17 protein-coding genes are annotated in these 20,998 nt (G+C 70.8%); 4 read left to right on the top strand and 13 right to left on the bottom strand.

What is annotated here, in order from left to right:
- From SFY69_02875 to SFY69_02885, 3 genes are all read right to left on the bottom strand, one after another.
- The coding region (locus SFY69_02875; protein MDX2130980.1) for an error-prone DNA polymerase at positions 1–2,827 on the bottom strand (2,827 nt) is incomplete at its 3' end.
- 12 nt (positions 2,828–2,839) lie between these two features.
- Positions 2,840–4,366, bottom strand: coding sequence for a DNA polymerase Y family protein (locus tag SFY69_02880; GenBank protein ID MDX2130981.1), 1,527 nt, complete (start codon positions 4,364–4,366; stop codon positions 2,840–2,842).
- Positions 4,302–5,066, bottom strand: a complete 765-nt coding sequence (locus tag SFY69_02885; protein MDX2130982.1) for a hypothetical protein — start codon at positions 5,064–5,066, stop codon at positions 4,302–4,304. Before SFY69_02885 ends, SFY69_02880 begins: the two co-directional genes overlap by 65 nt.
- Positions 5,067–5,294: 228 nt before the next feature.
- On the opposite strand from SFY69_02885, the gene SFY69_02890 reads away from it, so the two are divergent.
- The 3 genes from SFY69_02890 to SFY69_02900 all read left to right on the top strand — a co-directional run bounded on the left by SFY69_02890 (position 5,295) and on the right by SFY69_02900 (position 7,303).
- Positions 5,295–5,669: a VOC family protein gene (locus tag SFY69_02890; GenBank protein MDX2130983.1), complete on the top strand. Its 375-nt coding sequence runs from the start codon at positions 5,295–5,297 to the stop codon at positions 5,667–5,669.
- 77 nt (positions 5,670–5,746) lie between these two features.
- Positions 5,747–6,307 carry an NADH-quinone oxidoreductase subunit C gene (locus SFY69_02895; GenBank protein MDX2130984.1) on the top strand — a complete coding sequence of 187 codons (561 nt, stop codon included), beginning with the start codon at positions 5,747–5,749 and terminating at the stop codon, positions 6,305–6,307.
- A gap of 39 nt (positions 6,308–6,346) precedes the next feature.
- Complete coding sequence (locus SFY69_02900; protein MDX2130985.1) at positions 6,347–7,303, top strand: hypothetical protein; 957 nt, start codon at positions 6,347–6,349, stop codon at positions 7,301–7,303.
- Here the strand turns inward: SFY69_02900 and lptD are convergent.
- The 5 genes from lptD to SFY69_02925 all read right to left on the bottom strand — a co-directional run bounded on the left by lptD (position 7,300) and on the right by SFY69_02925 (position 13,625).
- A complete protein-coding gene (gene lptD, locus SFY69_02905; protein ID MDX2130986.1) occupies positions 7,300–10,638 on the bottom strand; it encodes an LPS assembly protein LptD in 3,339 nt (1,112 codons plus the stop codon). The genes SFY69_02900 and lptD overlap by 4 nt on opposite strands.
- A 94-nt stretch (positions 10,639–10,732) precedes the next feature.
- Positions 10,733–10,957 (bottom strand): type II toxin-antitoxin system MqsA family antitoxin, encoded by a 225-nt coding sequence (locus tag SFY69_02910; protein ID MDX2130987.1) that lies wholly within the window; start codon positions 10,955–10,957, stop codon positions 10,733–10,735.
- Entirely contained in the window at positions 10,954–11,256 is a 303-nt protein-coding gene (locus SFY69_02915; GenBank protein ID MDX2130988.1) for a DUF4258 domain-containing protein, read from the bottom strand. The genes SFY69_02910 and SFY69_02915 overlap by 4 nt, the downstream gene beginning before the upstream one ends.
- Positions 11,257–12,690, bottom strand: coding sequence for a homogentisate 1,2-dioxygenase domain-containing protein (locus SFY69_02920; protein ID MDX2130989.1), 1,434 nt, complete (start codon positions 12,688–12,690; stop codon positions 11,257–11,259). It abuts the gene before it with no gap.
- Between the two features lie 191 nt (positions 12,691–12,881).
- Positions 12,882–13,625, bottom strand: a complete 744-nt coding sequence (locus tag SFY69_02925; GenBank protein MDX2130990.1) for a hypothetical protein — start codon at positions 13,623–13,625, stop codon at positions 12,882–12,884.
- 307 nt (positions 13,626–13,932) lie between these two features.
- Here SFY69_02925 and SFY69_02930 point away from each other — a divergent pair, with 307 nt between their 5' ends.
- Positions 13,933–15,183, top strand: coding sequence for a hypothetical protein (locus SFY69_02930; protein MDX2130991.1), 1,251 nt, complete (start codon positions 13,933–13,935; stop codon positions 15,181–15,183).
- 48 nt (positions 15,184–15,231) lie between these two features.
- Here the strand turns inward: SFY69_02930 and SFY69_02935 are convergent, their stop codons facing one another.
- The 5 genes from SFY69_02935 to SFY69_02955 form a co-directional block, all read right to left on the bottom strand.
- Positions 15,232–15,813, bottom strand: a complete 582-nt coding sequence (locus SFY69_02935; protein ID MDX2130992.1) for an SIS domain-containing protein — start codon at positions 15,811–15,813, stop codon at positions 15,232–15,234.
- Between the two features lie 26 nt (positions 15,814–15,839).
- Entirely contained in the window at positions 15,840–16,838 is a 999-nt protein-coding gene (gene deoC, locus SFY69_02940) for a deoxyribose-phosphate aldolase (protein MDX2130993.1), read from the bottom strand.
- Complete coding sequence (locus SFY69_02945) at positions 16,816–17,883, bottom strand: alpha/beta hydrolase (protein MDX2130994.1); 1,068 nt, start codon at positions 17,881–17,883, stop codon at positions 16,816–16,818. Before SFY69_02945 ends, deoC begins: the two co-directional genes overlap by 23 nt.
- Positions 17,884–17,922: 39 nt before the next feature.
- Positions 17,923–20,073: a site-2 protease family protein gene (locus SFY69_02950; GenBank protein ID MDX2130995.1), complete on the bottom strand. Its 2,151-nt coding sequence runs from the start codon at positions 20,071–20,073 to the stop codon at positions 17,923–17,925.
- A 130-nt stretch (positions 20,074–20,203) separates the two neighbouring features.
- Positions 20,204–20,971, bottom strand: coding sequence for a thioredoxin family protein (locus tag SFY69_02955; protein MDX2130996.1), 768 nt, complete (start codon positions 20,969–20,971; stop codon positions 20,204–20,206).
- Between the last annotated feature and the right edge of the window lie 27 nt (positions 20,972–20,998).

Genomic DNA, 20,998 nt, shown 5'->3' on the forward strand with positions numbered 1-20,998 from the left:
GATGCGTGCCCACGGTGAGCTTCGTGGTGCGGTAATCCGCGGCCATGCGCTCGAAGGATGTCATTGCATGCAGGGGGATGACACTTTCGGCCTCCAGAGGCGAGAGCAGGTCATCGATGGGCGCGGCCTCCACCTTCCACAAGGCGCTGCGGCGATGGTGCCCGAGCGCATTGAACGCGCCCGCTTCCGCGAGCACACGACGTTCATCCCGGCTTAGCAGGCAGCGCCGCAGCAGGTCGTCCAGGTCTGCCCAAGGCTCCTGCGCCCGCTGGGTGGCGAGCACCTCCAGGCTGCCACGGCTGATGCCGCGCAGCTGTTTGAGGCCAAGGCGCAGAGTGTCATCCGACATCACGGTACAGTTGAGATCGGAATGAACCACGCACACGGGCAGGATGCGCAGGCCGTGCTTCTTGGCATCCCTCACCAGGGTGGAGGTGGAGTAGAAACCCATGGGCTGGCAGTTGAGCAGGGCCGTGTAAAACTCCACCGGGCGGTGCACCTTCAGCCACACGCTGAAATAGGCCAGAAAAGCAAAGCTGATGGCGTGGCTTTCGGGAAACCCGTAGAGGGCGAAGGACTTGATGCTGTCAACGATTCTCTGCTGGATGGCAGGCTCCACGCTCCGCGCAGTCATGGCCGCGCGCAGCCTGGCCAGCGCCTTCTCCATCCGTTCTTCACTGCGGTGGAAGCTCATGGCGCGGCGCAGTTCTTCGGCTTCGCTGCCGCTGAAGTCGGCGATGATCATGGCCATTTGCAGGACCTGCTCCTGGAACAAGGGAACACCCAGCGTCCGCTCCAGCACATCCTTGAAGGCCGGGTGAATGCATTCCGGTTCCTCCAGCTTTTTGCGCCGCTTTAAATAGGGATGCACCAGCTTTCCGACAATGGGGCCAGGACGGATGATGGCCACTTCCACCACGAGATCGTAAAAGCATTTGGGCTGCATGCGTGGCAGCGTGGCGATCTGCGCTCGGCTCTCGATCTGGAACACGCCCACCGTGTCCGCCCGGCAGATCATGTCGTACACCGCGTCGTCCGACCGCTCGTGCGACCGCACGTCCGCGATCGTCAGCCGCCCACCGCCCGCCCCCCGCACGCCCACCCCCTCCAGCAGCTCGAACGACTTGCGGATGCACGTCAGCATCCCCAGACCCAGGCAGTCGATCTTGAGCATGCCCATCGCGTCGATGTCGTCCTTGTCCCACTCGATGACCGTGCGGTCCTCCATCGCCGCGTTCTCGATCGGCACCAGGTCGCACAGGCTCCCCTGCGTGATGACGAACCCGCCCACGTGCTGCGACAGGTGCCGCGGGAACCCGATCAACTGCCCGGACAGCGCGATCACCCGCGCGATCGTCGCGTCCCGCGGGTTCAGCCCGATCTCCCGCACCCGCTGCTCGCTCGCCCCCTCGCCCCACCGGTCCAGGTTCTTCGCCAGCGCGTCCACGCAGTCCGGCGGCAGGCCCAGCGCCTTGCCCACCTCCCGCACCGCGCTCCGCCCGCGATACGTGATCACCTCCGCCGTCAGCGCCGCGCGATCACGCCCGTACGTCTCGTAGATGTACTGCAGCACCTCCTCCCGACGCTCGTGCTCGAAGTCGATGTCGATGTCCGGCGGCTCGCCCCGCGCGCGGCTCACGAACCGCTCGAACAGCAGGCTGTGCGTCGCCGGGTCCACCTCCGTGATCCCCAGGCAGTAGCACACCGCCGAGTTCGCCGCCCCGCCCCGCCCCTGGCACAGGATCCCCGCCTTCCGCGCGAACCGCACGATGTCGTAGCACGTCAGGAAGTACGCCTCGTACCGCAGCTCCGAGATCAGCCCCAGCTCGTGCTCCAGCGACCGGCGCGTCTTCTCCGGAACGCCCCGCGGATAGCGCGCCCCGGCCCCCGCCCACGCCTCGCGCGCCAGGTACTCCGCCGGCGTCAGCCCCGGCGGGCAAGCCTCCGCCGGGTACTCGTACCGCACCTGGTCGAGGTTGAACGCGCACGCCCGCGACGCGATCTCTCCGCTCCGCTCCGCCGCGCCCGGGCACGCGCGCAGCAGCCGCGCCATCTCGTCGCCCGCCTTGAGGTGCCGCTCCGCGTTCGCCTCCAGGCGCAGCCCCGCCTCCTCGATCGTGCACCCCAGCCGGATGCACGTCAGCACGTCCTGCAACGCCCGGCGCTCCGGCGCGTGGTACAGCACCCGGTTGGTCCCCACCAGCGCCACCCGCGCCCGGGCGCCGATCTCACGCATCTGCCCCAGCCGGCGCGCATCCTCGGCACGCCCGCACACCGACACCGCCAGCGACAGCCGGTCGTCGTCGAACGCCTCGCGCAGCACGCGCAGCGTGCCCACGAACGACTCGTCGGTTCGCTCCGGCGCCTCCACGATCCCCAGCAAGTCCTCGCGATGATCCAGCAGATCATCCAGCGACAGGTGGCACTCGCCCTTGGGCGCCCGACGCTTCCCGCGCGTCAGCAGGCGGCACAGCCGCCCGTACCCCGCGCGCGACGCCGGGTACACGATCACCGCCGGCGCATCCTGCATCACCACGCGGCATCCGATCGCCACCGCGATGCCCGCCTCCTTCCCCGCCGCGTGCGCCCGCACCACCCCCGCCAGCGTGTTCGTGTCGGCGATGCCCGCCGCGACGTGCCCCAGCGACGCCGCCCGTTCCACCAGTTCTTCCGGATGACTCGCGCCGGTCAGGAACGTGTAGTTGCTCGTCACCGCCAACTCGCAGTACCCCGGCGCCGACACCGCGCGCACACCGCCCGCGGCGCGATCGGCGCCCGCGGCCTTCGCGGGGTGGGGCTTCACCTTCTGAAACTCGTTCTCCGGCACGTGCCGCTCCCTTTACGCCCATACCCCGTGCACGAACCACCGCCCGCTCGCCAGGCACCGGAACACCCACAGCCGCACCCCGTCCGCGTCCTGCACCCGGTAGTACTCGCGCCCCCTCGCCTCGCCCCGCCACCACTCGCCCTCGATCCGCTCGGGCCCGGCGCACGCCCGCACCTCGTGCTCGCCGAGCGACCACCGCACACGCGCCACCGGGCCGTCCGGCGAGAGCAGCACCGCCTCCGCCGCACGCGCGGGCTCGAAGAGCACCGTCGGTCGATCGCCCCGCGTGATCGCACCGACCGGCGCGTCCGCCCCGCACGCCGTCCGGAACGCCCGCTCCGGCACGTGCGACCCCGCGGCGTGCGCGTACAGCACGCCCGTCTCGCCCAATCGAGCCCGCAGCACGTCCAGCAGTTCCTCGCGCGCCCCCGTGTGCGGGTCCGCACCCTCGCCCCGCACCCCGCCGCCCGTCAGCGCCCCGCTCGTCAACTGGTCGTGACGCAGCACCCCGGTCGAGGGCGCCCGCACCACGACGCCCTCGACCCCGAACCCCATGTGCGCCCGCTCGACGTGGTGCCTGAGCAGCGCCCACACGTGCCGCACGTCGCGGTTCGCACGACCAAGCCGCACCCGCAGTCGCTCCGGCTTCAGGTCCGACCGGTGCAGCACCACCTCGACACTCCGCGCGCCGCGCTCCCGCTCCAGCAGCACGCGGCACACCCTCTCCAGCAGTTCACGCACGGTCCGCTCGATCACCCCCGTGTCCTTCGTCGGCCCGTCGAACATCCGCGACGCCTCCGGCGCCGGCGCATCCCGCACCGGCTCGATCGTCTCGATCGCCCGCCCCAGCGCCCGGTCGAGCTGCACCAGCAGGTCGTCGCCGAACCGCGGTGCGAGCGTCGAACGGGGCAGGTCCAGCACGTCCCCGATGCGCCCGAGCCCCACGTCGTCCAGCCCCGCCGCGATCTCCTCGCCCACGCGCAGCGCCCGCACGGGCAGCGGCGCCAACGCCGCCCGCTCGCCCCCCGGCACGACCACCCCGTGCGCCTGCTCCCCGCAGCGTGCCACCGCCCACGCGCACCCGTAGCTGCCCGCGATCGCCGCACGCGCCCGCAGCCCCAGCGAGGCCAGGTCGCGCACCACCCGCGCCGCCATCTCCCCCTCGCCCCCGAACAGGTGCGAGCACCCCGTCACGTCCGCGAGCAAGCCGTCCGGCGGATCAGAGAACGCATCCACCGCGACGCTCGGCGAGAACCGCCCCGCCCACACCGCCAGCGCACGCACCCCCGCCCGCTCACGCGCCGCGTCACGCCGTTCCACCCGAACGCGTCCGCGCGGCACCAGCGCCCGCGCCTGCGCGAGCACCATCCCCTCGCGCACGCCCGCCCGCGCCGCGCGCTCGCACGCCCGCACGACCACCTCGCGCCCGCGTGACTGGCCCACCACCAGCAGCGCCTCGCCCTCCCGCGCCCGCTCACGCGACCCGCGGTCGCGACGGCGTTGCAGGTCGAGCGAGAGGCTCGCCAGCCAGATCGCCATCGCACGCCGTCCATGCACGTGTTCCACCCGTTCCATCATGCCGACGCACGACCCACCGTCGTACGCCCCCGGTCACAGGCCGCAGTCCTTTGCAGCGCAGCAGTTCAACCGTCCATGCGAGCCGGTCGGGCATCTCGCCCCCCGCCTGCTCGTCGTGCTCCGCGCGGGGCGTCACGAGCCACCGCGTCTGCCCGGCCGACAGCACCGCCCGCTCATGCCCGGGACGCGCCAGCAGCGCCGGCACGCCCCCCGCCTGGGCCGCCAGGTGCAGCCGGCGCGACTCGCCCATCGTGAGCCCCGAGCCGTCGCCCACCACCGCGCAGACCCCCGCACATCGCAGCGCCTGCTCGGTCGCCCACGTGCGGTCCGCGGCCGATGAGGCGTCCACGAACACCGACCCCGCCAGCAGCCGCCGATCGTCCTGCCCTTCCCCGGCGTCGCTCCGCCGCACCAGCGCGTGCGGATAAGGCCAGACCCCGCGCCCCACCCACATCACCACCCGCCCGTGCGACGCCCGTGCCGCGCTTTCCGCGGCGATCGCCGCCCACGCCAGATCGATCAGCACCGCCAGCGGCGGGGCGGCGTTCACCCGCTCCGACGGGCCGAACCACTCGTGCAGCCCGGGGCTCACGCCCAGCCCACGCGGGTCGTCGTACGCCCCGGATTCCGGCGCAACTCCAGAACCGGCAGCGGCTTCCATCGCGCCACGCAACGCCGCGAGCACTTCGGCACGCGAAAGTGGTCGACTTGAAGTTCGCATTCCGATAGGGTACTATCGGATTATGTTTGGGTCAAGTGAACTCGTGTGAGCAATGTCCTGGGCCGTCACCCCGGGAATCCCGAGTTCATGTAGGATGCGGTCGACGCCAGAGCGGCCGCGTGCCGCCGCGTCTCTCACAATCCCTGTTGCGCCCGAAAGGAGAGCCCGATGCCCGCCCCGGTGGTTCACTTTGAAATCGGCTGCCAGCACATCGAGTCGACCAAGAAGTTCTACGCGTCCGTGTTCGGCTGGGAGTACAGCCCCGAGATGCCCACGATGGGGATGGTGACCAACCTCGGTCCCTTCGCCTCCAAGCCCACCGATGGCATCGGCGGGCACATCAACTCGCTCGGCCATCCGCCGCACACCTACGTCACCTTCTATGTGCAGGTCGACGACATCCCCGGCACGCTCGCCCAGATCGAGGCGTCGGGCGGCAAGACGCTCATCCCCAAGACCGAGGTGCCCGGCATGGGGCACTTCGCGTGGTTCACCGATCCGGAAGGCAACGCCATCGGCCTCTGGACCTCGATGAAGCACTGACCCGCGTCCCCTCGCCGACACTCGTTCGCAAGGGCCCCGGTCCTACAGTGGCCCCGCGCCCGTACCCCGAGGATGACATGCCCCAGACCCCTCCCACGCTCGACCATCCCACGTTCAAGGTCGTGAAGGACGCCTTTCCTTCCAAGCGTTTCAAGGCCACGGAGTTCCGGGGCCAGTCGACGCTCATCGTGGAGCCGGCCGACCTGCACGAGGTGATGGCCTTCCTGAAGGCCGATCCGCGCTGCGACTACAACTTTCTGTCCGACGTCGCCGGCGCCGACTACCTGAACTACCCCGCCGCGATGCTCGGGCGCTTCGCCGTCATCTACAACCTCATCTCGTTCGCGCGCGACGACCGCTTCTTCGTCAAGGTCTTCCTCGATCCCTCGCGCCCGACCGCCGGCACCGAGCACGACCCCGCCCTGGAAGTCGACTCCGTGACCGACCTGTGGCCCGGGGCCGAGTGGACCGAGCGCGAGGTCTTCGACATGTTCGGCGTCCGCTTCCGCAACCATCCGGACCTGCGCCGCATCCTGCTCTGGGAGGCCTACCCGGCGTTCCCGCTCCGCAAGGAGTACCCCGTCCGCGGGCTGGGCGAGCGTGAGCAGTACCGCGTGGTCGACCGAAGCTCCTCCTGAGGCGCGTAACCGGGGCGCGCTTCGCTCGTAGCATGAGGTGTGATCTCCGCCCACCTCCCGCCGCTGCGTTGGTCTCCGCGTGCCCTGGGTCGCGCGTGGGCGCTGGGGGCCGCCGCGCTGCTGGGGCTGGCGTCGTGCGAGTCGGAGGGCCCGCGCGACACGCCCGAGGCGACGATCGCGTCGTTCTCGAAGGACGTGCGCGAGGGGCGTGCCGAGCGTCTGGGTGATTACCTGTACGCCGACAACCCGGACATGCGGCGCCTCATGCGCCGCACGGGCGTGCTGCTGGGAAACCTGCAGGCGCTGGGCGAGTCGGTGCAGGCGAAGTTCCCGGATGAAGTCGCGGCGTTGAAGGCGGAGGCCGAGAAGGCCGCCGCCGAAGGCCGCTCGGGCGGGTTCTTCTCGCAGATGGCCTCGCAGATGGGGGGCACGAACCGCCGCCGCCGCGCGAATGTCCGCGCGGGTGACAACGCGCAGTCGTCGTTCAACGACGCCATCCAGCAGTTGCTCGCCGATCCCTACGCGTGGGCGGAGGAAAGCGAGAAGCGCCTCACGACGGCGTTCCTCACCGACGACAGCGTGGCCCTGCTGTGGGATTCCAAGCCGATCCTCCCGCCCCTGGGCATGTCGATGCGCCGCGCGGACGACGGCAAGTGGTACGTCGTCCCACCGACCGAATCACCCACCCTCGCCCCCTTCATGCCCAAGACGCCCGAGCAATACCAGATGTTCGGCAGCCTCATCGCGACGTTCGACAACCTGGTCATCGACCTGCGCAAGGACGTCGACGAGGGCCGCGTGCGGAGCCTGGACGAACTCTCGAACCGCGCGGGCGAGCGCGCCTTCCTGCCCCTCGCCGCGGCGTTCTACGCCTACTCGAACTACACCACCAAGATGCGCCAGAACGAGCGCGGCGAGGCGACGCCGCCCGCCAAGCCCGACGCCCCCAAGCCCGACGCCCCCAAGCCCGACGGCACCACTCCCGGCCCCGGCTAGTTGCCCCCCAGGCGCGAGTCGAACACGCCCGTCTCCGAGAAGCCCAGCCCGCTCGACGCCCCGTACGGGCGGACGACCACGCTGAGCCCGGTCTCGCCGGTGATCTCGTTCGACGACACGCCGACGCCGACGGTGAGGCTGGCGAAGCGGCGTTGGAAGAGGGCCGCGATCGTCTGCAGTTTCGACTCGTCGGTGTCGTAGTTGGCCCCGATGGTGACCGAGTACTTGGGCGTGAGTTCGTACGCGAGCCCGAGCGTGACGTACGTCGCGTCCTGCGGGTTGAGGTAACGCACGTCCAGCGCCGCCGTGAACGCCGACCCCTGCAGGACCAGCACGCCCACGCTCGTCATGGCCTGCTCGGACTCGTCGAGGTCGTACACGCTGCTGCCCGTGAGGCTGGCCGCCTCGGTCAGCCGCAGCACCGCGTCGACCACGAAGTAGTCGCCCGGGTTCGAGTACTCCGGGCGGAACTCGAAGAACCGCCCGATGGGCGAGCGTGCGCCCGTCTCGTCCGAGGAGAACACGAAGTCGGTGCTGATCGTCAGCAGATCGACATCGTGCCAGCGCCCCTCGCCGCCCCGCTGCGTCTGGAAGAGCTGGTTCACCCCCACGCGGATCACCGTGCCCTCCAGGATGTCCTCGACGTCCGCGTCGTACACCGGGATCGCGCCGCGCTCGACCGTCGTGCCCGCGCTCCACACCGTCACGTTCGGCTCCACGATGTGGCGCACCCGGTGGATGTCCAGCAGCGGCACGTCCACCCCGTCGTACACGCGCTGCAGCGTCGTGGACAGCCGCAGCCCCGCGGCCCCCCAGAGGCGCAGCGCGTCGTCCTCCTCGGGGCTGTACGCCTCGAAGTCGGTGTCGTACAGCGTCGTCCGCCCCACGATGAACGGGTTCACGCGGACCGGGCCCACGTCCGTCTGGAGCGACAGTTCCTGGCGCGAGTCAAGGCGGTACACCGCGTCCTCGAACAGCCCGCGCGCGCGGAGCACGTCGGACAGGCGCTCGTCGGCGTTGGTGCCCTGCCCGCGCTGCGCGAGCGCGTTGCTCGTGAGCCCGCGCTCGCGCGCCAGCACCTCGTCGAAGGCCATCTCGAGGCGTCCGGCGCGGTACTCGCTGAACCACGTGAGCAGGCCCGGGTGCCCGGGCCCGAGCAGGTCGTCTGCCAGACGCGCGTACGTGATCTCGGGCGTGCGCGTCACGCTGTACCCCTGGCTCTGCAGGAGGTATTCGTTGGCGAGGAAGTCGTTGAACGACCCCTCGATCTCGACGGAGAACGCCGTGTGCCTGTCGAGGCGCCGCGCCGCCGCGCGGTTCGTGAACTCCCGGCGTGTCTCGCCCAGGTCTTCAAAGAACGCGTCGACGAACGCCTCGTCGCTGATGTACGCGAGTTCGCCCAAGACCGTCCACTGCTCGTCGAGCTTCAGGCGATGCTCGCCCAGCACGATCCCGCGGAACTCCTCGTCGCGGTCGATCTCGGCGCCCGACTTGAGCACGTCCGTCCCGCGGTCCATCGGCACGGTGTACGCCAGCAGGTTCCCGCGCGAGTCCGGCGCGTTCCACGCCGCCTTCACGCCCACGCCCGGCCCGCGCTCAAAGTAGAAGTCCGCGAGCAGGTCCACGCTCACGTTGCGCGGCGTGCTCGCCCCGAACAACGCGTACGCGTTCACCGTCGTGAGCAGCGCCGCGCCCGAGCCCGACCGGTTCTCGACCCGGAAGTCCTTGATGATCCGGCTCTCGGGGTCGCCCGCGTACGAAGGCCAGTACACGAACGGCACGCCCAGGAACCGCCCCGTCACGTCGCTCGCCTCGATCCACGTCACCGGGCGGGGCGGCGCCGCGCCGGGGTCGGCGCCCGTGTCCACCGGCGGGGCTTTGCGGGTCACCGTCACCTTCGACGCGCCGATCGACAGCTCGGGCTTGAAGAACGGGCTCGTCGTGAACACCGCCTGCTCTGCCGTGAATGTGTCCGCCGCCGTCTGCCGCACCGTCTTCGCCCGCACGTACAGCGGCACCTCGCGCGATTCGTCGTACGTCGAGAAGACCGCGTCCAGCATCACGCCGGTGTTGGCGCGCAGGTCGTAGTACACCTGCGGCCCGCGCACCGTGTACGTGCCGTCCGACGCCGTCACGTCGCCCTCGAGGTAGACCCCCCGCACGCGCGACGCGTCGAACGCGAGCAGATCGCGCACCGAGCCAGGGTCGAGAAAGATCACCGCCCGGCGGGCCGTCAACTGCACCACGCGATCGCGCGATGCGTCGGCGTACTGGATGGTGACCCCGCCGGTCGCAACGACGGCGCTCTCGTCCGCGCCCGCCTGGATCGTGACGTCCCCTGGCGCCAGCGTCAGCACGCCCGTGCCCGCGAAGATCGGCGCGCCCGTGGGCGGCGGCGCGGGCGGGGGCGGCGCGGGCGTGGAAGATCCGGGCGATTCGGGGGCGGGTGCCGTGGGGGCAGGCGTAGACGGCCGGCCCTCGGGTGTTGGCCGGGGCGATTCGCCCGCGGGCGACCTCGGCTGTGCCGGCGGCCCGGGCTGCCGCGCCAGTGGCTGGCGCGTGGTTGGCTGCTGTGTCCGTGGCTGCTGTGTCGTCGGCGGCGTCTCCGGCGAGCGCCTTTCCGGGCCCGACGCGACCCGCTCCGGCGCCGGTGCCCGACCAGTTGTTCGCCGGGGCGGCACCGCTCGCTCGCCCGGCGTTCGCGGCGTGAATCTCGGCAGCGGCGGCGGTGGGGGCGGCGCGGCTCCGGCGACCCGGGAGAGCGACTCCGCCAGGGCAGCAGCGCCCGCACCGGCGACCCGCGCGTCGGCCGCGCGGGCGGCGCTCGGAGGCCCGTCGACCACCAGGTCGCCCTCGATCGTCGCGTCGGTGGTCGCGACGATGGCCCGGACGGGCAGCCGCTCCGCCGTCAGCCCGGCGCCGGCGGGCAACGCCGGATCGCCCACGTCCTCGAGGTAGACAAAGACCTGGGTGGCGCCCTGCCCGGCGCCGTCCACGGTGCGAAGGAACGCCGCCCCCCGGGCCGCCCGCAGTTCGCGATCACCGAGCGCGACGCGCACGTCGCCGACGAGCGTGACCCGGCGGACGCCCTGGTCGTCCCAGGAATGCACGCGGTTTGCCCGCAGCCGGATCACGCCGGGCACGGTGGGCAGGGGCAGGCGAGTCTGCGCGAACGCCGCCCCGGCCTCGGCGGGGGACAGCCCGGCCCCGGCCGGCTGCCCGGGCTGAGACCACGCGAGGGGCACAACCCCACGCGGCGCGAGGGCGAACGCCCCCCCGGCGAGGATGGCAGACAGGGCCCAGGAATCGGGGCCGCAACGGCGCGTCCGTGCCATAGGGGGCCATGCTACGGGGGCGGGGGCACGGGCACAAACGACGGGGTGATCGCGCTGCGGCGAGGGAGGCTTGCCCCGAGCGGCGCGTGTCAACTTACGCCGCGAATGATCGGACCTCGATCTCGGCTCCGGCCTTGACCGACGCGTCGGCTTGCCGGAGAAGTTCCCGCGTGGTCGCCTCGTCAACGAACTGCTCGCCGCAGTTTTCGCACACTTCCGCCGGGACGCTCCGAAAGACGATCGTGGCCGAGCCGCGGTCGAGCGTGACGGTCACCTTGCCCGGGTGCGTCCGGCCGTGTTTGCAGATGGGGCAGTTCATGGCTTTCTTCTGCGTCGGAATCCATCTTCCCACAAGCGCGGGTCGGGTTGGTACACCGTCACGACGAAAAGTGTATTCGACGTGGCATCAAAGGAGGTGACGATGTGGAGCGGTGTCGCACCGGGGCCGGCGCCGACCCAGCCGAGCCGTACCTCAGCAGGGAACGGGAGGTCGTCTGGGTACCGCTCGATGACCGTGCCGTTCGCAACGACGTCCCGCACGTCAACCTCGCTGATTCCGCGGCGGAACATCTGCTGGACCGCGTGCACACGAAAGACGAGCGCAGGCTCGGCGGTCATTTACGGCGCCCACACGTTCGCCGTGCGCATCGGCACCGCCGGCGTGCCGGCGCCCTTGCCGCCGTCCCCCACCGGCGCGGGGATGACGGTCGTGCCGACCTCGGCCTTGATGACCGCGACGGGCGCGACCTCCCTGGGGAACGCCGCCGCGTGCACCGCCGGCACCGTCACGCCGTTCAGGTGCATGCTCCTGCTCGACAGCCCGGGGAAGTGCTCGCCCTGCCAGCTCGCGGGGTACTTCGTGTCGTCCATCTCCAGGGCCGCCTTCGTCGGGAAGAGCGGGCGGAACGTGTCGCACATCACCGCCAGTTCCTGCGTGTGCGTCGCCGCGAGGCTGGCCTCGATCGTGCCCGGGTGCGGCCCGTGCGGGATGCCCTGCGGGTGCAGCGTCAGGCTGCCGATCTCGATGCCCTTGCGGCTGCCGAAGTTCCCGTCCACGTAGTACAGCACCTCGTCGCTGTCGAGGTTGCTGTGGTTGTACGGCACCTTGATGCTCTGCGGGTGATAGTCCAGCATCCGCGGCGCGAACGTGCAGATCACGAAGTTGTGCGCCTCGAACGTCTGGTGGATCGGGGGCGGCATGTGCAGCTTCCCCGTGATCGGGCTGAAGTCGTCCGCGTTGAAGATGAACGGGTAGTAGCACCCGTCCCACCCGACGATGTCCAGCGGGTGGTAGTGGTACGTGTACGAGTGCACCAGGTCGCGCGCCTTGATCCGCACCTCGAACTCGCCCTTCTCGTCCCACGTCATCGGCGTCTCGGGCGTGCGGATGTCGCGCTCGCAGAAGGGCGCGTGCTCCAGGAACTGCCCGTGCGCCTTGCTCACGTACCGCGGCGGGGGGCCGATGTGGCTCCCGTTCGTCGTCTCGATCAGCAGCACCTTGCCGAACGGCATCGATTCGACCGGCGGGCCGCCGTCCGCCGGCTTCCCGTCCGCGCCCGTCTTCCGCGCGTCCCACACGATCGTGTAGATCACGCCCTTGGGGATCACCAGGTAATCCCGCGGCCCGAACTTCAGCGTGCCCAGCATCGTGTGGCACACCCCCGACCCGTAGTGGATGAACAGGCACTCGTCCCCCTGCCCGTTCTTGTAGTGGTAGGCCATCTGCTCGGCGGGGTTGCACACCGCCATCTCGCAGTCGCTGTTGCCGAAGAGCACCACGCGCCCGGTCACGAAGTCGCCCTTGGGCGCCAGCGGCGCCGACTTCACGTGGCGCATCCGCATGATGTCCTGCTCGACGTACTCGACCTTCGTGGAGTACAGAGGCTTCCACCCGTACACCTGCGTCGGCGGGTGAATGTGGTACATCGTCGTCGTCGGGCCCACGAAGCCCTCGGTACCGAACACTTCCTCGGAGTACAGGCACCCGTCGGGACGCCGGAACTGCACGTGGCGCTTCTGGGGGATCAGGCCGAGCCGGGTGTAAAAGGGCATGGCGAACCTCCTTCCTGCAATGGTAGGAAGACACCCGCCCGGGCCCGGCGGGTGAGGTCCGCCACGAACTGTGCGATCCCGCGCGCGTGAGCCCTGCGCAGGATCGCCCCGGCCCGAAGGGATCGAGAACGCCGCTCCGCACCCGAGCACAGGCCTGAGTCGCCCGCCCGGGCGGGTCCCGCAACCCCCGATCAGCGCCGTCGCACCCTCGCGAGCGCGAGGGGTAGCAGCAGCGCCACGCCGCCCGGTGACGGCAGCGCGAGGGTGACGTTCCACGACCCGCTCGCGTCGCCGGAATCGGCTGGCGCATCGGCCGTCAGCGCGACCAGGGAGCTGATTCCCAGGCGGTACTCGCCCTCGGGCAGAATCGTGCTGAGCATGAACTGGCGCGAATCGTCGACGTTCATCAGGCTGAGCTGCAGGGCGTACTCCGCCTGCCCGTTCACGATGCGGTAGAGGTACGCGTCCGCCGTGCCGACCGAGAGCGCGGGATCGAACCCCGCGGCGTCCAGCGAGATCGATCCGGAGAGCACCGCCGGCGTCGCTTGCGAGAGCGAGAAGCCGTACACAAGCCCGGCCCCGGCGGAGGACTGCACCCGCATGTTCGCCGACGTACTCGCGTACGCCGTACCGCCGCCCCGCCCGGTGATCAGGCCGCTGACGAGCGACGACTGGTGGAACGATGAACTCTCGCCCAGCCCGGCGGGCATGTCGAACTCGACCATCGAGTCGTACGAGAGGTCCATGACCGAGAACGGGCCGTACTCCGGCAGGTAGATGCTCTCGATGTCCTGAATCACCGGCCCCGATGGGGGCTGAAGAGACGACCGGGCTGACAGGCTCCGCCAGAGTCCGAGGTCCAGGATGTCCGAGAGTGCCTGCGGCGTGATGCAGGCAAGACCGACCACCGACGCGAGAACTGTCGAACGCCTCATGAGCCACCTCCAGATTGTCCGCGAATCGCTAGGCAGGAAAAGCGCGAAAGCGCGGCCGAATGGCCCCCATGTTCTGTACCGTGGATTCCCCTGCGAGGTTGCAGCACGCCGCGGCATTCGTGTGTTCAATTTTGGTTATGGCTGTTGCACGTTGCGGGGCACCGCCCCACTGGAGCGATCGCCAACTGCTCGGCAGCGGGTTCTGTCCAGCGTTCGGCACGACTGGTCTCGATCCCGAAAAGCGGTTGTCGGATCGAAGCCCCGCAGTATCATGTTGCACGCGACCCGTTTCAGGAGACTTCTTTCCATGCCCACAGCCCACGCCGCCGCCTTCGCGGCCGTCGCGCTGCTCGCGATGCCGGCGGCAGCCCAGCACACGTTCCCTGTCCAGCACACCACCCGATTCGGCCCGCTCCAGGACACCTGGAGCGGCGGCGTGAATCTGGGCAACGCGCCCGCCGGTTCCTACACCGCATATCTCGTCGCGACCGACTGGACGAGCGCCGGCGCCGGCGGTGACAACAGCGGTCAGGCCGGCTTCGCTCTCCACACCGGCCCGCTCGCCGCCAACCCAGGCTCGAACGGCACCGGACCCTCCGGTTCCGGCTCGATCATCGCGTACCGCACCATGGACGCTGTCGGCGCAGTCAATACAGCGACCGACCGGACACAAATGTTCTGGTTCGGCACCATGGGCGTGCCTCAAACTCAGGCTACGTACACCGCCTCCGGCAACGATCCGCTCTATCTCAGTTGGCGCACGAACGCCGCCGTTCCCGGCAACGGGGGCGTGCGAAACACCCGCGTCACCCTCAACCCCCGCGTCACCGACACGCGAACGTTCGTCGGACGCCCGGCGCCCACGACCTTCACCGACCTGGGCACGCTCAACACCGGCGCCGTCTCGATCGACCTGCCCGTGTCGGTGTCGCAGGGCCTCGGCGGTGAACGCTGGGCCAGGTTCAGCCTCACCGGCGATGTCAGCAACGCCCTGGCGAACACCTTCGACATCTTCACCACCACCAACGCCGGCAATGGCTCGATCAACACCGGCCTGATCCTTTGGCGCGAGACTTCGGTTGGCCTCATCCCGGTCGCCAGCACGAACCCTCTCGGCGCTGGTCCGCCCGGGGTCGCGAAGGGGCTCACCTTCGGCAGCGCCGACGCCGCGGCCTATGGACGCCCATACGGCGCCACGTTCAACCCAGGCTACTTCGACGGTCGGGGCGGCGAGGCTTGGGTTTCTCGCCCGTGGCAGGTGCCCCCCGGATTTGTCGGCGGTACGCCCGGTGTCGCTCCCGCCGGCGTCGCGACTCTCAGCGCCGCACAGACCTACTGGCTGACCATCGGCTCGGTTTCCTGGGGCTCCAGCGCCGGGGCGAGCATCGCCCTCGACCCCGACGCCGCGGGCGTCACGATGTCCGGCCAGGAGATCTATTCCCTCGGTGTGTCCACCCGATCCCTCAACACGACCATCTTCTTCCGATCGGTGCCGGCTCCGGGCCCCGTCGCGATCCTCGCGATGTGCTCCGTCCTGATCCTGCGGCGGCGACGCTAGCTCGCCCGACGCCTCCGCCGCGCACGGCGAGACCAGTCAAGCCCCTTTTCACGCGGGCGGGCCGAGCGACGCCTCGATCGCTTCGACCCACGCGTGCAGGATCAGCATGTGCAGTTCCTGGATGCGGTCGCTCGTCTCGCCGGGGACGATGATCTCGTGCGTGCAGCGGCCGCCCAGCCTGCCGCCGCCCTTGCCCAGCAGCGCGATGGTGGGAAGGTGCAGCGCCCGGGCCGTCTCGACCGCCCGGATGATGTTCGCCGAGTTCCCGCTGGTCGAGAGCACGACGAGCACATCGCCGGGCTTGGCGAGTGCCTCGACCCAGCGCGAGAAGACGTTCTCGAACCCGTAGTCGTTGGCCGTGCACGTGATGTGCCCCGCGTCCGCGCAGGCGATGGCGGGCAGCGGGCGCCGGTCGGCCCGGAATCGCCCGGTCAGTTCCTCCGCGAAGTGGGCGGCGTCGCACAGCGATCCCCCGTTGCCGCAGAGCAGCACCTTCGACCCGGCGCGGATGCACTGCGCCAGCGCCGCCCCCGCGTCGTCGATGCGCGCCAGCGTCGGGGCATCGGCGCTCAGCGCGGCGAGCACGCGCTGGGCATCGGCGAACGAGCCTCGTACAGAAAAGTCGGCCATGGCGCCACTGTACCCTGCGGACCGGCCTACGCCTCGCTGAAGTCGTACCCCGCGTGGTACGAGCCGGTCGCCCCGCGCGCGATCTGCCGCAGCAGGTCGTTGCACAAGGCGCTGGCGCCGAAGCGGAAGTACTCGGGCGTCAGCCAGGGGTTCCCGCCCGCGTGCTCAAACCCCGGAACGCCGAGGTTCATCGTCTCGCGCACCATGACGAGGTAGTGCAGCGCCTGCTTCGCGCTGCGGATGCCCCCCGCGGGCTTCATGCCGACCAGCCGCCCGGTGCGGAAGAAGTGCGCGCGGATGGCCTCGAGCATCACGAGCGTGACGGGCATGGTCGCCGCGGGCGTGACCTTGCCGGTGCTGGTCTTGATGAAGTCCGGCGCGGCGTGCGTGCCCGCGTCCGCATCCTCCGCCGACGCCAGCGCGTCGAGCGCCAGATCGCTCGCCCGCCGCACCGCGTCCAGCGTCTCCAACTCGCCCGTCTCCAGGATCACCTTGAGCGACGCGCCCGTGCCGTCGGCCCGACGACAGGCCCGCTTCGTCGCCACGATCTCCGACCCGACCGTCTCCAGATCGCCCGCGAGGAACGCACCGCGGCTGATGACCATGTCGATCTCGTGCGCCCCGTCGGCCACGGCCCGGCGCACGTCCTCCAGCCGCACCTCGAGCGGGTACTGCCCGCTCGGAAAACCCGTCGCGACCGACGCGATCTTCACGCGCTCGCCCCCGGGCGCGGCACGCAGCGCGTCGACGCACGCCGGCACCAGCGACGGGTACACGCACACCGCCGCGGCGCTCGGCAGACGCTCGCCCAGCACCGCCTCGTCCTGTTCCCACGGGCGCACGGCCTTGCGGCACAGGGCGCGCGCCTTCTCCGGCGTGTCCTTGCCCTCCAGCGTTGTCAGGTCCATCATGGACAGGGCCAGCCGCAGGCCGGCGCGCTTGGTCGCGCCCTTCAGCGAGCGCGTGGCGAACGACGCGGCCCGCTCCGCCGCCATCACCGCGTCAACCGTGCTGCGTCTCGACATCGGGGGCATGGTACGGAGACGCCGCCCCCGGGCCTTCCGGGCCGGGCGGGCCGGGTAAGGGGGGTGGACCGGGCCGCTCGCCCGCGCCGTCCGCGTGGACGAACCCGGAGCGGAGCATGTCGAGCCATCGCCCGACCGCGCCCGCGGCGAGCGTCGCTCGAAATTCCTCGGTCCAGATGCCGCTGTGCCCCGCGCCGGGAACTTCGCAGAACTCCGCGTGCGGGGCCGCCGCCGCGATCGCGCGCCCGTCGGCGATGGGGCAGATGGCGTCGTCGCTGCCGTGGATCACCAGGAGGGGCACGCCCAGCCGCGCCGCCGCCGCTGCCCTGTCAAACCCCTTCCACGAGGCGCCCGCGCCGCACCAGACGCCCACCGCCCACAGCGCCGGGCCCAGCGTCGCGCGGTGGGGCAGCCCCATGCTCACCAGCATTCCCCGCGCGGGCGTCGACACCAGGCGGTACGGCGCCTCGGCGATCACCCCCGCGATCCGCGGCGTGCGGCGCGCGCTCCCCGTTGGCCCCCCGCCCGCCGCGACGATCGACACCCCCGCCCCCAGCGACCATCCGAAGAGCACGACCGGGGGGCTCGCGTCGGGCCCGCGCGACGCCAGCGCCTCCAGCACCGCGCGCAGCGCGTCGACCTCGCGTTCGCCCAGCGTGCACCGCCCCGGCGCCTCGCCGTGCCCGGGCAGGTCCCACATCACCACCGACGACGCCCGCCCCAGCACGTGCGGCGCCCGCGTCAGCGCCCCGATGCGCGAGTCGCCCCAGCCGTGCGTGAGCACGACCACCGGGCCCTCCCGATCGTCGCCATCGATCTCCCACACCGGCAGATCAAGCCCGCCCCAGCGGACAGTCCACGACCGCCACGCGCGCACGCCCCGCGGCCCGGGCGCGAGTTCTCCCGGATCGCCCGGCCTGCCCCGCGCCAGCGCGCTCGCGTACGTCCGACGCGGCGGCCGCACCAGCGTCGCGATCGTCCAGCCCGCGACGAGCAGCCACGCCAGCCCCAGCCCGACCGCAAGCAGCACACCCAGGCCAAGCACGCGTCCGACGCCCCCCGGTTGATGACCGACCGCCCGCGCTCACATGCCCAGCAGGTTGCGCACGTCATTGAACGTGACGAACAGGAACACCGACGCGATCAGCGCCAGCCCGGCGATCGTCAGCGCGTTCTGCAGCCCGATCGGCGCCGGGCGCCCGCGCACCTGCTCGTACAGCAGGAACAGGAACTGCCCGCCGTCCACGATCGGCAGCGGGAGGAAGTTGATCACCGCCAGGTTGATGCTGATCAGCGCCAGGAAGAACAGCAGCCACACGAACCCCCGCCCGGCCACCAGCGTGCCCAGGTGGGCGATGCCCACGGGGCCCTTCAGGTGCTCGACCTTCACGCTCCCCTGCGCGATCCGCACGAACGTGAGATACGTGGAGAGCATCACGCGGTGCGTCTCGTGCAGGCCGATGCCCACCGCGTCCACCGGGCCGTCGCCGCGCACGACGACCATCTCCTGTTCGAACAGGCCCGGCGGCAGGGGCGACGACCACCGCAGCGTGTGCAGCGTGCGCACCGCGTCGGCCGGCAGCGTCCACTCGACCACCTCCGTGCGCCCGTCCGCGCCCGGCACGCCGTTCACCGGATGGCGGAACGTCACGCGCACCGTGGCGCTCTCGCCGGTAGACGCCTCGCCCCGTTCGAACGTGCCCCGCGTCGCCTCGCGCAGGGCCTCGCGTACGGCCGTGAAGTTCGGCGTCGGCGTGTCGTTGATCGCCACCACAGACACGCCCGGCGCCGGCACGATCCCCGCCGCGGGCGGCGTGTACCCGTCCGCGCCGGTCGGCGACCGACGAATCTCCTCAGGCGCCCGACCCACCAGCGTGCTGACGTCCCCGCGGTCGCCCATGATGAACCCGATCCCGCCGTCGCGGCTCACGGGCACATCCGGCAACGACACCTCGCGCCACGTCCCGTCGTCGCTCCGCCGCAGCACGATCACGTCCACCGTCCGACCGGCCCGGGCCCGGATCGCCCGGCGTCCTTCCGCCGGCGTCGGATACTCCGCCTCGCCCACGCGCGCGATCACATCCCCGTCCTGAAAGCCCTTGTCCGCCGCGGCGTGCGTTGTGCCCTCCGGCGCCGCGTCCGCCACCGCCAGCACCGGCGTCAGGCCCAGCAGGTGCTCAACCCCGACGACCCCGTCCTCCCCGTCGGGGATGTACCCGACCTCCATCTCCGGTCGCGGCGTCAGCGACGCACGCACGGTGCTGCCGTCGTCGCCGCGGAACTCAACCTCGATCGCCCCGCCGTTCGACGCCTGCACCAGCGCCTCGAACTCGTGCAGCGTGCGCACGTCGCGGCCGTTCGCCCGCGTGAGGGTCATGCCGGGCTCGACCGCGTTCAGCCCACGTTCACGCAGCACGGTCCGGACGGTCTCGCTCGCGCGCGACGCCTTCGGGTCTACCAGACGCGTGCTGAACGTCGGCGCCACGCCCAGTTCGAGCATGCGGCTGCGCGTTCCCATCCGGGGCGTGGCCTCCGCGCGCATCGCAACCCCATCGCGCACGAACGAGATGTCCACCGGCGCGCGTGGGCTCGCGAGCGCGCTCGCGAACGCGATGTCCTGGAAGTGGCGCACGGGCCAGCCGTCCATCCGCGTCACGCGGTCGCCGGCGCGCAGCCCCGGACCGACGTCGTGCCCCGTCGCGTCGATGATACGGGCCGACGCCGCGGGCGAGCCCGGCTCCACATAGCCGATCGTCGGCGCGGGCGAGTTCAGCCCGACCAGGAACACGATCCCGAACAGGCAGGCCGCCAGAATGACGTTCGCGACGACGCCCGCCGAGATCACGATCATCCGCTTCCAGATCGGCGCGTTCTGGTAGCTGTCCGGCGCGTCGCTCACCTGCCCGGGGTCGGCGTCCACCTGCCCCAGCATCTTCACGTACCCGCCCAGCGGGAGCGCGTTCAGCCGGTACTCCGTGGGGCTGATGCCCGGCAGGATCGTGGGAGGGGAATGCAGCGACCCGCCCGCGCTCCGCAGCGACGCCGCGTAATCCGCCTCGCCGCTCCCCAGCCGGAATCCGACTCCCTTGCGGTACGACGCCACCGCCGGCCCGAAGCCCACGGCGAACGCCAGCACGCGGATCCCGGCCCACTTGGCGGCGAGGAAGTGCCCCAGCTCGTGCACGACCACGATGAGGCAGAAGCCCAGCGCCACGAGCAGAAAATCAAGCACCATCCGCGCTACCTCCACGCACCGCGCACGCCGGCGATCGTACGGGGGCGGCACGCGGCATCTTCGGGAAAAACGCGAGCCCGGGCGTCTCACCCAGGCTCGCACTTGCTCGAGCACGCCTCGCGCGTGCGGGTTACTTCTTCTCGCCGTCCTTGGTCTTCTCCGTCGGCGAGGTCTTCTCCTTCATCGGCTTCTCGGCGTACTTGACCGAGCAGCCGTAGGGCTTCGTGCTGGGCACGGTGACGTTCGTGCCGGCCAGCATCTCGTCCAGCGCCTTGGCCACGTAGTTCGTCTTGCCCGGCGCGTCGGTCTCCGACGCGTCGTCGATCGCGCCGTAGTACGCAACCTTGCCGTCCTTGCCGATGATGACCATCAGCGGGGTGTTCGCCGCGTTGTACGAGCGGCCGATGGTCCCCGACTCGTCCAGCAGGATCGGGTAGGGCATCTTCCAGTCGGTCTTGGCCTTCGCGTTGAAATCCTTGCCCGAGCCCTGCGTGCCCGGCGCGTTGCTCGCCACCGCGTAGAACTGCACGCCCTTCGACGCGTACTTCGCGTGCAGGTCGTTGAAGGTGTTCGCCTTCGCGCCGTAGTGCATCTTCACCCACGGGCACCCGGCGTTGAACCACTGGAGGACGACGATCTTGCCTTCCTTGGTCGCCTCCGCCAGCGAGTGCGTCTTGCCGTCGGTGTCAGGGGCGGCGAAGGCCGGCGCGACCGACCCCGCGTTGATCTTGTCGCTCGACTCCTTCTTGTCTTTCTTCTTGTCCTGGTCGTACGACTTCTCTTTCGTCTTCTCCGGCTGCTTCGTCGTCATCGGGCTGCCGTCCTGCGCGAACGCGGGCACGCCGCCCAGGCACAGCACGCCGATCGTCACGCCGCCGACCACACTCGCGATTCTCATTGCTGGACTCCTCACCTTCGCGGGCCG

Source organism: Planctomycetota bacterium, from assembly GCA_033763975.1.
Classification (GTDB): Bacteria; Planctomycetota; Phycisphaerae; order Phycisphaerales; family UBA1924; genus RI-211.

Coding starts and splice junctions, on each gene's coding strand:
- deoC (MDX2130993.1), bottom strand. CDS start 16,838: ATGTCGAGACGCAGCACGGTTGACGCGGTGATGGCGGCGGAGCGGGCC.
- SFY69_02920 (MDX2130989.1), bottom strand. CDS start 12,690: ATGCCCTTTTACACCCGGCTCGGCCTGATCCCCCAGAAGCGCCACGTG.
- SFY69_02950 (MDX2130995.1), bottom strand. CDS start 20,073: ATGGTGCTTGATTTTCTGCTCGTGGCGCTGGGCTTCTGCCTCATCGTG.
- SFY69_02880 (MDX2130981.1), bottom strand. CDS start 4,366: ATGGCGATCTGGCTGGCGAGCCTCTCGCTCGACCTGCAACGCCGTCGC.
- SFY69_02935 (MDX2130992.1), bottom strand. CDS start 15,813: ATGGCCGACTTTTCTGTACGAGGCTCGTTCGCCGATGCCCAGCGCGTG.
- SFY69_02915 (MDX2130988.1), bottom strand. CDS start 11,256: ATGACCGCCGAGCCTGCGCTCGTCTTTCGTGTGCACGCGGTCCAGCAG.
- SFY69_02895 (MDX2130984.1), top strand. CDS start 5,747: ATGCCCCAGACCCCTCCCACGCTCGACCATCCCACGTTCAAGGTCGTG.
- SFY69_02955 (MDX2130996.1), bottom strand. CDS start 20,971: ATGAGAATCGCGAGTGTGGTCGGCGGCGTGACGATCGGCGTGCTGTGC.
- SFY69_02930 (MDX2130991.1), top strand. CDS start 13,933: ATGCCCACAGCCCACGCCGCCGCCTTCGCGGCCGTCGCGCTGCTCGCG.
- SFY69_02925 (MDX2130990.1), bottom strand. CDS start 13,625: ATGAGGCGTTCGACAGTTCTCGCGTCGGTGGTCGGTCTTGCCTGCATC.
- lptD (MDX2130986.1), bottom strand. CDS start 10,638: ATGGCACGGACGCGCCGTTGCGGCCCCGATTCCTGGGCCCTGTCTGCC.
- SFY69_02890 (MDX2130983.1), top strand. CDS start 5,295: ATGCCCGCCCCGGTGGTTCACTTTGAAATCGGCTGCCAGCACATCGAG.
- SFY69_02910 (MDX2130987.1), bottom strand. CDS start 10,957: ATGAACTGCCCCATCTGCAAACACGGCCGGACGCACCCGGGCAAGGTG.
- SFY69_02885 (MDX2130982.1), bottom strand. CDS start 5,066: ATGGAAGCCGCTGCCGGTTCTGGAGTTGCGCCGGAATCCGGGGCGTAC.